Origin of the sequence: Thiosulfatihalobacter marinus (assembly GCF_016019955.1) — a bacterium.
In the GTDB taxonomy this organism is placed as follows: Bacteria; Pseudomonadota; Alphaproteobacteria; order Rhodobacterales; family Rhodobacteraceae; genus Shimia; species Shimia marinus_A.
The window spans coordinates 625,767-636,652 of the sequence record NZ_JAECRZ010000001.1 but is presented as its reverse complement, the minus strand read 5'-3'; the positions used below and the strand labels follow the sequence as shown (position 1 = coordinate 636,652).

Here is a 10,886-nt window from a genome sequence, read left to right as displayed (position 1 = left end):
AAATTGGCGGCATGAAAACCAACCCGGATACACCTTAGATCAGCCGCTGAGCTGTCCGAAAAACCGGGACCACTTCATACGTCACCATGTTTGTTGTAATAGTAGTGCTCTACAACTCCATCGATTTCGTCACGCGCATCCTCGGAAAGCTGGTCGATAATCCGTTGATTGGCGTCATCCCGCCGCTCGGCAAATGGCCGGTCATCCGTCGAATGATGAAATTCTGTTCCTTCGTTGGGCGTGCCCATCTGCACGATGATCGAGGGCTGGTCTTCTTCCGCCAGCCCGGCATTTCGCATCCCTTCGCCAAACGCGCGGGCCGCGATATCTGCCTTTTGGCCGTAGTTCGTTTCCCCCTGGCCCCAATATTCGTTGCCGATCTCAAAACCCGCGACCACGTCGCCATATTCCTCTATCATCAATTCGGCAAAAATCGCCATGTCGTCATACATCGCCGCATAGTCTTCCACGGTGTATATCTTGGTCGGAACAACCATCGTGATCTTTACGTCCACGCCGTTGTTATGCGCCGCAATCACCGCATCAAGAGCCGAAGTCACTTCCGGGCGCAGCATCGGGTTGCCGTTTTCATCTTCGCCCAGGCGCATGACATTCAGCCAGGTGTCGCCATCGCCGTCCGGTTCTCCGGGGTCGGATTGTCCGGCGGGAAAGCGCACGTGCAACACGTCCAGCGCATCCACGGCGGCCACGTAATTCTCATTGGGCACGCCCATGTCGGTGTTGATGCTGTACACCGCGTTGGTGCCGAACATGGCCTGGCTGACCACCTGCCCCGAGCCTGATGCGCTTTGCAGCGTCATCGCGATCCGTGCGTCGCCGGACGGCGCCGCGCTGGCCCCGAATCCATCGTCGGGATCCGGGTCGAAATTGCCGATCCAGGCGTCCTGATCCTGAAGCGAATGGGCATCCATTCCCTGCAACATCGCCACTTGACGCCCATCATATTCCAAAATGGCCTGGCTGCCGTCGTTGGATTGGTAGATGACAAGGTTCTCGGCCACATCCTGTGCGCTGAGGGGGGCGCCATCGGGCCCCAACAGCGTCAGGATTTCCGTTGCACCGCCGGCCGTTTGCGTTTCGTAACCATAAATGGTTACTGGGGCCTCGGGGCCGTCTTCGCTCACGATCACCTCGTAGTGATCCGTGCCCGCCTGATCGGCCATCAGATCCCCGCCATCGCCGCGCAAGGTGTCGTCACCCTCTCCGCCAACCAACGAATCTCCGGCCACTTCCGCATCGTCCGTGTCGGTGCCATCCAGGAAATCATCGCCTTCATTGCCGCGCAGAATATCGACCCCGTTGCCGCCGCTCAGCGTATCATGGCCAGGTCCACCAAACAGTTCGTCATCCGTCGTGATCCCCCTCAAGCCGATCGTCGCCATCCAGACGCCCGGTCAGATGGGGCGCCAGATTGCCCAGCCAATTGGTATCGGCCAACAAATCTTCGGCGGTGTATCCTTCAATCACCACGCTGACCTGCTCCTCAAAGATGACATGTGCGTCTTGCCCGTTCGGCGCATCTTCGATGCGTCCGCCACCTTCCAGAAGCTGGGCGCGGGTCAGCAGGTTCCCTTCGGAATCAATGAAACTGACAAGATCGGTGCGAAGCTCTTCGTCGGGACCATGAAACAGGTCCAGGTCCCGGATCACCACCGGATCCGCTCCAGGGACTCCGACCGTCACTTCAAATCGGTTCACCCCCTCGCCGCCGATCAGGATGTCGCCGTCATCCCCCCAGATGCGATCGTTCCCTTCGCCGCCATCCACTGTGTCGGCGCCCTCATCGGCGCCCAGTGGATCAATCGCAAACAGATAGTCATCCCCCTCGCGCCCCTCCAGATAATCCGCACCCGATCCCGCGCCGACCACATCGTCACCCAATCCCCCGTTCAAGATGTCATTGCCGGCGCCACCGTCCAGAAAGTCATTGCCGCGGCCTCCGCGCAGGTTGTCGTCGCCGGCACCACCGTCCATCGCGTCCACACCATAGCCGCCCAGCACCGTGTCATCCCCGCTCCCGGCCTCGACGTAATCGTCACCACCCGACGCGTTGATCAGATCATCGCCACCAAGTCCCAGAATGGCGTCCGCATGGATCGATCCTTCGATCGTATCCGCCGCTTCTGTTCCCGTAATCTCATTGGGCGCATCACCGGGCGCGCCCACGGCCAAAGGCGCAGCGTCGCTATCGGCAGCAGAGGGCGCGTCGGCCGGGTCATCCATTGCCGCGTCTTGCAGGAGGTCTTCAGTCCCGGCAGGGTCTGCCAGCAAATCGTCGACCGGCATTTCTTAAGTCGCAGCCTCAGGCTCGGCCGACGCCTCTTCAGACGGGTCTTCATCTGAATCCACCAGGTCGTAAATCAACCAACCTGCAAATAATGCAGCTGCCACAGACCACAATATCATGACCACCCACCCGAAAATATCTTTGCCAATACCCAACTGTGCCGGGGAGCCAGTTAAAAACCAACTGACATTTACCAAATATTCATCAAATTGAGCGTTTCCATTTCGGAAACAGTCTGCGCCGCGAACTTCAGGATCGCGGCGCAGACACCTGAAAGATCAGCAGTTTTTCTCGGCGCCTGGCAACAAAACCGTGTCGACCACATGAATTACGCCATTGTCCGCTTCGATATCCGCGATGATGACCTTGGCCATTTGCCCTGTGCTGTCTCCGACAGTCACCCCGTCGTTCCCAGCCGTCACACAGAGCACCTGGTCGGCCGCCAAGGGCGTGATTGCGGTCGTCCCGGCCGGAATATCTCCGGACATGATCTTGCCCTCATCAACATGATACAAAAGCACGTTCGTCAATTGGTCACCGTTTTCCGGCTTAAGAAGCGTTTCCACGGTCCCCGCCGGAAGGGCTGCAAAGGCGGCATCCACCGGGGCAAACACGGTGAACGGACCTGGCCCCGACAAGGTGTCCGCCAAGCCTGCCGCTTGAACGGCCGCGACCAGGGTTTCGAACCGGCCGTCACTGGCGGCAATCTCAACGATCGTTGCCGCGTGGGAAACAGTTCCCGCCAAAGCAAACGCCGTGGCCGCGCAGGTCGACTTGATGGATTTCAGCATGGGTTTCTCCTGTAACTTGACTGTGTTGCGATGTTGAACACAGGGGTTACGCCCCGCATGTTCGCGCGGATGCCTCGATCACGAATCCGTGCAAACACGTGACCACAAATCGCTGATTCAAAAGCAAAAACCCGCCACTTGGCGGGTTCAGCAATCACAAAGAGGGATGGCTCTAAATTCTGAAGATCGGTTGCAACAGGCGCGGTATCAAACTGTTGAAGCGCAGAGGTGCATCCGTTGCGGCAAGACAGATACAAGGAGGGCCCGCGTCGGCCACGGGCGTGTGATCAAGGGATTCATCACCGATTTCCACATCCCCTACGCCAAACCGGCCGGTTTCGTCACTGAAGCTGCCCTGCAAGACCATTGTCAATTCCAGCCCATTATGGCTGTGATCCGGCATCGCCTGCCCGGCGGGAATGTGCAACAGCCGCACGGATCCGTTGTCGTCCGCCTCGATGATGCACTGTTTCACCCCCAGACCCAAAGACCGCCATCGCGGAGCACGCCCTTTCAGCGCCTCGATGACCGGGCCAGGATACACGCCCTCGCGCGCCGGGCGCGGTGGCTCCGGCGCGAACGGGGTGTCCAGCATCGCCAGCACCGTGTCCCGTGACCTGCTGTCCACGGGCGCCGGCATCATGTCCTCCAGTACAATTCCGCCGGCGGTCTCATGCGCAGAGACAGCCGACCGGCATGCATCACACATGGAGACATGCGCGGCAACCACCACGGCATAGGGGCGCGGCAGGGTACCTGTGGCGTAGGACGCAATCAGCGCCTCTGGAATATGATGGTTGATCGCGCTCATTCTGCACGCATTCCTTTCAGCTCGTGGCGCAGCTTGTCCAGCCCAAGCCGGATTCGGGACTTGATCGTGCCCAGGGGCAGACCGGTCTGTTCACTCAATTCGCGATGGGACAGGTCTCCCAGATAGGCCGCTTCGATCATCTCTCGCTGCGCCGGCTTCAGCCGGGCCAAAGCCTCTTTCAATCGCGCCGCTTCCTGTTCCATACCCAGAATCTGGCTTGCGTCCGGCTCATTGTCCGGTTCATGCGCCAACTCCTCGGGCATCGGGCGGCTTTCCTTGCGGATCACGTCGATATGCCGATTTCTGGCAATCTGATAAATCCATGCAGACACCTGAGCGCGCTCCGGATCGAACTGAGCCGCCTTGCGCCAAACCGTCAGCATCACGTCCTGCACGATCTCGTCGGCCTGTCCGTGGCTGCAATTCTGACGGATCAACATGCCTTTGACGCGCGGCGCATAGTGATCGAACAATGCGGCAAAAGCGGCACGGTCCTGCCTGTCCCGCACTGCAAGCATCCAGGTCGTCTGCTCACTGTATGATGCGCCCTGCGCCGTAATCACGTCGCGACTGTCTCCCCGTCTTGGCATCCGGCGTCGCGCCGCTGGTCTGGCAGGGCGCTGTATGGTGCAGGTTTTTTCTTCGCTCAGTGTCAGCATACCGGGCTTACGCTGGCAACCGAAAGCCGGATCATTTTTTTGATCTACCCGGTTTTTCGCGCCGTAAGCTCTCAAAACAACACGCGGAGCGCCGATGTCTTTTGACGCCTTACCAATCCGACCTCAACGCATCGCCATTGTGGGGGGCGGCATTTCCGGACTTGCGGCCGCCTATCTTCTGTCGCCACATCATGCCGTCACTCTTTACGAAGCCGCGCCACGTTTCGGGGGGCACGCCCGCACGGTCATGGCCGGTCTCAACGGCGAGCAGCCGGTCGATACCGGCTTTATCGTCTTCAACTATGCAAATTACCCACATTTGACGCGCCTTTTTGGTGATCTCGATGTCCCCGTGATCAAATCCGACATGTCATTTGGCGCCACGCTGGACCAAGGGCGCATAGAATATTCGGTTCAGTCGCTGCGCGCCTTGATGGCGCAGCCGGGGAATCTGATGCGGCCAGGTTTCCTTCGCATGGTTCGCGACATATTGCGATTCAATGCCCGCGCCGAAACACTTGCCCGGGACGACATGACAACACTGGGCGATCTCATGAAGGAACTGGGCACCGGCGATTGGTTCCAGCGGTACTACCTTACTCCGCTCTGCGGCGCCATTTGGTCCACTCCACCCGACCGAATCCGCCAGTTTCCGGCCTTGGCTCTGGTCCGTTTTTTCCGCAATCACGCGTTGCTTTCCGCCCGCGATCAGCACCAATGGTGGACAGTCAAGGGCGGATCGATCGAATATGTCCGTCGCCTGACCCGCCACCTGCGCGGGCACGGCGTTGCGCTACGGCCCGGAACGCCAGTCACAGCCGTCAGGCGTATCCCCGACGGGGTGAAACTCTGGACACAGCGCAGCGAGCCGGCACATTTCGACCAGATCGTCCTGGCTTGCCATTCCGACCAGGCCCTTGCCCTCTTGTCAGATCCAACCCCGTCAGAGCGCGCCGCTCTGTCCCCCCTGACCTATCAGGACAATACGGTGATCCTGCATCGCGATCCGCGCCAGATGCCGATACGCCGTTCTGTCTGGTCCAGTTGGGTGTACAAGGCCGACACCTCGAAACCGGAACCGGCAATCGGAGTGACCTACTGGATGAACCGCCTGCAAGGGATTCCGCAATCCGATCCTCTGTTCATCTCGCTCAACCCTTCGGATCCGATCCCGGACGAATTGATCTATGACCAGACCATGTTCCGTCATCCGGTTTTCGATACCAAAACGGTCCGGGCCCAATCCGCTCTGCGCGGGCTTCAGGGCCAGAACGGAACGTGGTTCGCGGGGGCCTACACGCGTCACGGGTTTCATGAGGACGGGTTCGCCAGCGCCGTGCGGGTGACACGGGGAATTGAACGGATGGAAAGGCAGACGTTATGAGCCCAACCACAGATACCTGGCCCGAGCACCTGCGCGCAATCACGACACATACACGGCGGGGCACGGTGAAAAATGCCTTCAGCTACAGTGTTGATTTTGTGCTGATCGATCCGGACAGCGCGGTTGGCCCGCTCCTTTTCGGCCGGAACCGTCCCGGATTGATCTCGGTGCAGGATCGCGCACATGGCGGCAAGCTGGGGGCCGGACGCGGAGCAGCCTGGGCGCGTGACGCGCTGAAAATCCGCGGTCTCGCCCCTGATGGTTACCGGCTTTACCTGCTGACGCAGCCCGGTTTTCTGGGCCATGTATTCAACCCGGTCAGCTTCTGGCTGGCAATGCGCGGCGATGATTTGCTGGCCGTGATTTCCGAGGTGTCGACCCCGTTCAACGATCGGCACTCTTACCTGACCCACCTGCCGGGGTTCGCTCCGATCTCTTCCGACGTGATGCACAAGGCCACGAAACGTCTGCACGTCTCCCCCTTTCAGGATGTGGCAGGGGACTACACGTTCAATTTCGCGATCCGCTCCGATCAAATCGCGATACGGATCCTGTTTCGCAACGGAGCCGAGGGCGTGGTTGCCACACTTTCCGGCCCGCGTACCCGTCTGACCAACCGCGGTATATTGGCCGCCGCTCTGCGCCGCCCGTTCGGCACCGTGCGCACAGTTGCTCTGATTCACTGGCAAGCTCTCAAGCTAAAGTTCAAGGGCGCATCTTGGCGCCCGCGCCCTGCCCCCCCGCCCAAGGAACTGTCCTGAATGTCGCTGTATGACGCCTATCGCAAATCCCGCCTGCTAACTCGCTGTGGCACCATTGCCTCTGGCGCGCTCCGCCTGCGAACCCCCGACGGCGCGGTGTACCATTTCGGCACGACCGGCCCCACCGCCGATCTGGACCTGCGCGACTGGTCCGCCCTTGCCACACGTTCGCTTGGGCAAAGCTACGCGGCTGGCCTGTGGGACAGCTCCGATTTGCGCGCCTTGACGGCCGTGATCGCGCGAAACCCGGCCACGTTCCGGCGCACAAGGACGCGCTGGCCGGTCTCGGTCTCGGCCCCGGGCGCCAGATTTCCGGGAAACGAGTTTTTTCAGCTCTGGCTGGATCCGGGCATGAGCTTTTCGTCGGCCCTGTTTGAACCCGGGCAATCCGACCTACATCATGCGCAACAGCTCAAATATGATCGTGTTCTGGACCAACTTGCCCCTGGCGCACGGCTGCTGGATATCGGATGCGGTTGGGGCGCTCTGGCCGAACGCGCGGCGGATCGGGGAATGAACGTCACCGGTCTGACCCGATCACCCGGCCAGAAAGGCTATGCCGATGCCCGGCTGGACGGGCGGGCGCAGATCCATCACAGCCACTACCCCACTCAGGCAGACAGCTACGACAATATCGTGTCCATCGAATTCCTGAACACGCTGGCGCCACGCATGTGGCCCGGCTTCCTGGCCGCCCTCAAGGCGCGGCTGGCTGAAGGCGGGCGGGTCGTGCTTCAGATCATCACCGGTTCGGAGCCGGGGCTCCCTACGGATACCATGCTGCATCAACTGTCGACCAAAGCGGGTCTGCGTATCACGAACCGCTTCGCCTTTGGCGACAGCTATGCGCGCACCTGCGCCATGTGGCACGACCAGTTGACCCGCCAGACAGCGCGCGCCAGGCACATGGGCTTTGATACATCATTCCAACGCCAGTGGCGATTTGCGCTGGCAACGGCGGCGGCTGGGTTTGCCGCCGGTCGCCTCGATGTCGTGCAACTGACCCTCGCCCACCAACAATCAAACGCATCATGAGCCCGCAATTGCCCCTGTTCTGGATCATCGCCGTCCTCGCCCTTGGCGCGCTGGTTTTCGCGGTGAAATCCCGCATAGGCTTTGCAGCGCAGAACCCCCGGGACTATGCCGGTTCCGGCCCCCGCTTCGACGTGGCGACCCATCTCAACGGACCGATCCTTTGCGAAGGTGTCATCTTTGGCCCCCGTGGCCGCGTCGAAAGCCGGTTTGTGGCACGCATGAAAGGAAACTGGACCGAACTCGCGGGAACTCTGGATGAAGATTTCACCTATTCCACCGGCACGACCCAACATCGCCAATGGCGCCTCAGAATAGTTGGCGAAAACCGCTTTGTCGCGGAAGCTGACGATATTGTCGGGCAGGCCATGGGCGAGATCAGCGGCGCATCGGCACGGATGACTTATCGCATCCGCCTGCCGGATCAGGCGGGTGGTCATGTGCTGGCGGTTACGGACTGGCTTTACCTCACCGCCAACGGCACAATCATCAACCGCTCGCAAATGCGAAAATGCGGCATCAAGGTTGCCGAGCTTGTCGCCACCATGCGCCCTGACCCGCTACCGGCCGGTACGGATGCGGCTGAATGAGTTTCGCGGGCAAAACATATTGGATCATCGGAGCGTCCGAAGGGCTTGGCCGGGCGCTCGCCAGGGCGCTGGCCCACGAGGGCGCACGCCTCATCCTGTCGGCACGCAATGAACCGCGCCTGCGCGACTTGTCCCGGGATCTTCCCGAGGCGACGGCGCTGGCCATGGATGTCACCGATGCCACCTCTGTCGTTGCTGCCGCATGCCGGGCTGAAAAGCTGGGGCCGTCCCTTGACGGCGTCATATACTGCGCGGGCTCCTATGATCCGATGTCCGCCCTCGAATGGAAGCCTGGTCGCGCCGAAAGGATGACCGAAGTCAATTATACAGGGGCCTTGAGGGTTCTCAGCCATGTCGTGCCCAGGATGGTGGCGCGGCGTTCGGGGCATGTGGTTCTGATAGGCTCGCTGGCAGGCCACCGCGGCCTGCCCGGAGCAATCGGCTATGGCGCTTCCAAGGCCGCCCTGATGCACCTGGCAGAGAATCTGAGGGCCGATCTGAAGAGCACCGGAGTGCGAGTGCAATCTGTCAATCCGGGCTTCATCCGCACGCGCTTGACCGAAAAGAACAGCTTTGTCATGCCAATGCTGATGACCCCGGAACATGCCGCCGCCCATGTCATACATGCGATGCGTCGCCGCCGTTTCTCGACGTCTTTTCCGGCGCCTTTCGCATGGCTGTTCACTTTGGGCCGGCATTTGCCCTTGCCCTGGTTTCAGGCCATTTTCCGTCCCCGCGCATGATCGGCGCCAACCCCGGCCAGACGCGTCGGATCCGAAGATCCGAGACAACCTCTCACCAAAGCGTTCCGCCAAAAACCTGAATCGCTGGATCCTGGCGGAGCGTGCGAAACGTGGACAAGTCGCGTGGGGTTCCGCCCTATCATTGCCTCCGGCATATTGCGGGGCATTTCAGGCACCGATCTCGTCATGCGCCGTCAGGCATTCCGAATGATCGCGCAAAACGTCAAGCACACGGCAGTCGGATGTACTGCCGCCACTGCATTCCTGGACCATACGTGCCAATTCTGTGCGCAATGCCTCCAGCCGCTCCATACGCTGTTCAACCTGCCGCAGTTGCCGACGCGCGATCCGGTCCGCTTCCTCACAGGATTTTTCCGGGTGGTCGGACAGATCCAGAAGTTCGCGGATCGCTTCCAGAGAGAAACCAAGCTGTCTGGAGTGGCGGATAAAGGCCAGCCGGTCAAGTTCGGCCTCGCCATACCGGCGCTGTCCGCCCGACGTGCGCCCCGGTTCCGGCATCAGGCGGATCTGCTCATAGTAGCGAATGGTCTGAACCTTGGTCCCAGTCCTGCGGGCCAGTGTTCCGATCGTCAGCATCGCGCCCTCCATATCTATAGCCACTGTAGGATATGCCCAAACCAGCGGGTTATCACAAGCGTGTTTTCGTCCCGTCGCGGCAATTGGCCCATGACGTGGTTTTTTTGCTTGAACCTATATTGGCTGTAGAATGCGCCGAACGCAGGTCGGGCCACATTTGTGCCAGCAATGTTGCTCCCTGGACTTTTGCCCGACGCCGGTGATGACGTGGCTGTTCCGCGCCTTTCGAACCGTCATCCATATCAGTGATGCCTTCGGTCCCCAAGCGAAGAGCAGGTGCTGGCCCGGCGGGAGACGAGCCGACTCGTCCAGACCATCGACCTAAAGATCCAGACGACCGAGCGTAAACCGGATGAAATTGTCAGCCGTGGGATCTCTGCGGCGCTCCAACAGGTGGCGGCACCTGCCCGCCTGGCAATCGATCTCCAGGCGGGTTTCCGGGGAATCCCATGCCGGGACTGGTGCCAGAGTTACAACTTAAGCCAAAGACACGACCGGATGGCCGACAGCGCCTTGGCTGCAAAAGCCTATTCGGGCCATGCCGGGACCAGGCCGAAAAATGCGTGACAAACGGGCGCAAGGCCGATTCCGTGCTTGAACCTAAAGCAGCTTGAGGGTGCACAAAGTGGTCAGCGAACCGCATAGTTCGGTTCGAACGTGAATGACAGGAGATGATGATGAAAAGAACTCTGGCGGCGGGCAGCGTGTTGCTCGCAATGACGGGTGCGGCGGTCGCGCAAGGGGCGCCGGTGATCGAGGTGCTGAAGCAAGAGTCTTGCGGCTGTTGCGGGGGGTGGGTTACCGCCATGCAAAAGGCCGGTTTCACACTTGACGTGCGCAACGTGTCGGGCGACGAACTTTATGCCGCAAAAGAAGCGTCCGGTTTTTCCGACGATCTATGGGCCTGCCATACCGCGAGCGTTGCCGGTTATACGATCGAGGGCCACGTTCCGGTCAGCGAGGTCAAACGCCTTCTGGAAGAACGCCCTGATGTATTGGGGATCGCCACGCCGGGCATGCCAACCGGTTCGCCCGGCATGGAATACGGCAATGAACGCGAGGCTTTTGACGTGGTCCTGGTGAACACCGACGGACGCCAGCAGGTCTACGCCTCCTACCCCGGCAACTGAAACCGTCGCCGCGCGCAGAACGCACAATACCCACCGCTGGTCAATTCGTACCGGCGGTGCCTTGCGTTTGTCATTTGACC

12 protein-coding genes are annotated in these 10,886 nt (G+C 60.5%); 6 read left to right on the top strand and 6 right to left on the bottom strand.

Translation table 11 applies throughout. From position 1 onward, the window contains the following. Positions 1 to 74: 74 nt before the first annotated feature. The 5 genes from I3253_RS03040 to I3253_RS03020 form a co-directional block, all read right to left on the bottom strand. The gene (locus I3253_RS03040; protein WP_197916141.1) at positions 75 to 1,403 is read right to left on the bottom strand and encodes a calcium-binding protein; all 1,329 of its coding nucleotides are present in this window, start codon (positions 1,401 to 1,403) and stop codon (positions 75 to 77) included. After that, positions 1,366 to 2,307, bottom strand: a complete 942-nt coding sequence (locus tag I3253_RS03035; RefSeq protein ID WP_197916140.1) for a calcium-binding protein — start codon at positions 2,305 to 2,307, stop codon at positions 1,366 to 1,368. The genes I3253_RS03040 and I3253_RS03035 overlap by 38 nt, the downstream gene beginning before the upstream one ends. Positions 2,308 to 2,586: 279 nt before the next feature. Beyond that, positions 2,587 to 3,099, bottom strand: a complete 513-nt coding sequence (locus tag I3253_RS03030; RefSeq protein WP_197916139.1) for a fasciclin domain-containing protein — start codon at positions 3,097 to 3,099, stop codon at positions 2,587 to 2,589. Between the two features lie 172 nt (positions 3,100 to 3,271). Further along, positions 3,272 to 3,910, bottom strand: coding sequence for a ChrR family anti-sigma-E factor (locus tag I3253_RS03025; protein WP_197916138.1), 639 nt, complete (start codon positions 3,908 to 3,910; stop codon positions 3,272 to 3,274). Then, positions 3,907 to 4,428: a sigma-70 family RNA polymerase sigma factor gene (locus tag I3253_RS03020; RefSeq protein ID WP_197916137.1), complete on the bottom strand. Its 522-nt coding sequence runs from the start codon at positions 4,426 to 4,428 to the stop codon at positions 3,907 to 3,909. The genes I3253_RS03025 and I3253_RS03020 overlap by 4 nt, the downstream gene beginning before the upstream one ends. A 235-nt stretch (positions 4,429 to 4,663) precedes the next feature. Here I3253_RS03020 and I3253_RS03015 point away from each other — a divergent pair, with 235 nt between their 5' ends. Genes I3253_RS03015 through I3253_RS02995 form a run of 5 tightly spaced genes read left to right on the top strand, consistent with a single transcriptional unit; the run spans position 4,664 to position 9,079 of the window. After that, positions 4,664 to 5,953 carry an NAD(P)/FAD-dependent oxidoreductase gene (locus tag I3253_RS03015; protein WP_197916136.1) on the top strand — a complete coding sequence of 430 codons (1,290 nt, stop codon included), beginning with the start codon at positions 4,664 to 4,666 and terminating at the stop codon, positions 5,951 to 5,953. Next, a complete protein-coding gene (locus I3253_RS03010) occupies positions 5,950 to 6,714 on the top strand; it encodes a DUF1365 domain-containing protein (RefSeq protein WP_197916135.1) in 765 nt (254 codons plus the stop codon). The genes I3253_RS03015 and I3253_RS03010 overlap by 4 nt, the downstream gene beginning before the upstream one ends. Next, the gene (locus I3253_RS03005) at positions 6,715 to 7,749 is read left to right on the top strand and encodes a class I SAM-dependent methyltransferase (protein WP_197916134.1); all 1,035 of its coding nucleotides are present in this window, start codon (positions 6,715 to 6,717) and stop codon (positions 7,747 to 7,749) included. Then, complete coding sequence (locus I3253_RS03000) at positions 7,746 to 8,336, top strand: DUF3833 family protein (protein ID WP_197916133.1); 591 nt, start codon at positions 7,746 to 7,748, stop codon at positions 8,334 to 8,336. Before I3253_RS03005 ends, I3253_RS03000 begins: the two co-directional genes overlap by 4 nt. Continuing rightward, the gene (locus I3253_RS02995) at positions 8,333 to 9,079 is read left to right on the top strand and encodes an SDR family NAD(P)-dependent oxidoreductase (protein WP_197916132.1); all 747 of its coding nucleotides are present in this window, start codon (positions 8,333 to 8,335) and stop codon (positions 9,077 to 9,079) included. The genes I3253_RS03000 and I3253_RS02995 overlap by 4 nt, the downstream gene beginning before the upstream one ends. Before the next feature lie 168 nt (positions 9,080 to 9,247). On the opposite strand, the gene I3253_RS02990 is transcribed toward I3253_RS02995, so the two are convergent. Further along, the gene (locus I3253_RS02990) at positions 9,248 to 9,676 is read right to left on the bottom strand and encodes a MerR family transcriptional regulator (protein WP_197916131.1); all 429 of its coding nucleotides are present in this window, start codon (positions 9,674 to 9,676) and stop codon (positions 9,248 to 9,250) included. Between the two features lie 677 nt (positions 9,677 to 10,353). Here I3253_RS02990 and I3253_RS02985 point away from each other — a divergent pair. After that, positions 10,354 to 10,806 carry a DUF411 domain-containing protein gene (locus tag I3253_RS02985; protein ID WP_232236844.1) on the top strand — a complete coding sequence of 151 codons (453 nt, stop codon included), beginning with the start codon at positions 10,354 to 10,356 and terminating at the stop codon, positions 10,804 to 10,806. Positions 10,807 to 10,886 lie beyond the last annotated feature (80 nt).

Coding starts and splice junctions, on each gene's coding strand:
- I3253_RS03020 (WP_197916137.1), bottom strand. CDS start 4,428: ATGCTTGCAGTGCGGGACAGGCAGGACCGTGCCGCTTTTGCCGCATTG.
- I3253_RS03040 (WP_197916141.1), bottom strand. CDS start 1,403: ATGGCGACGATCGGCTTGAGGGGGATCACGACGGATGACGAACTGTTT.
- I3253_RS02990 (WP_197916131.1), bottom strand. CDS start 9,676: ATGCTGACGATCGGAACACTGGCCCGCAGGACTGGGACCAAGGTTCAG.
- I3253_RS03030 (WP_197916139.1), bottom strand. CDS start 3,099: ATGCTGAAATCCATCAAGTCGACCTGCGCGGCCACGGCGTTTGCTTTG.
- I3253_RS03000 (WP_197916133.1), top strand. CDS start 7,746: ATGAGCCCGCAATTGCCCCTGTTCTGGATCATCGCCGTCCTCGCCCTT.
- I3253_RS03005 (WP_197916134.1), top strand. CDS start 6,715: ATGTCGCTGTATGACGCCTATCGCAAATCCCGCCTGCTAACTCGCTGT.
- I3253_RS02985 (WP_232236844.1), top strand. CDS start 10,354: ATGAAAAGAACTCTGGCGGCGGGCAGCGTGTTGCTCGCAATGACGGGT.
- I3253_RS03015 (WP_197916136.1), top strand. CDS start 4,664: ATGTCTTTTGACGCCTTACCAATCCGACCTCAACGCATCGCCATTGTG.
- I3253_RS02995 (WP_197916132.1), top strand. CDS start 8,333: ATGAGTTTCGCGGGCAAAACATATTGGATCATCGGAGCGTCCGAAGGG.
- I3253_RS03010 (WP_197916135.1), top strand. CDS start 5,950: ATGAGCCCAACCACAGATACCTGGCCCGAGCACCTGCGCGCAATCACG.
- I3253_RS03035 (WP_197916140.1), bottom strand. CDS start 2,307: ATGCCGGTCGACGATTTGCTGGCAGACCCTGCCGGGACTGAAGACCTC.
- I3253_RS03025 (WP_197916138.1), bottom strand. CDS start 3,910: ATGAGCGCGATCAACCATCATATTCCAGAGGCGCTGATTGCGTCCTAC.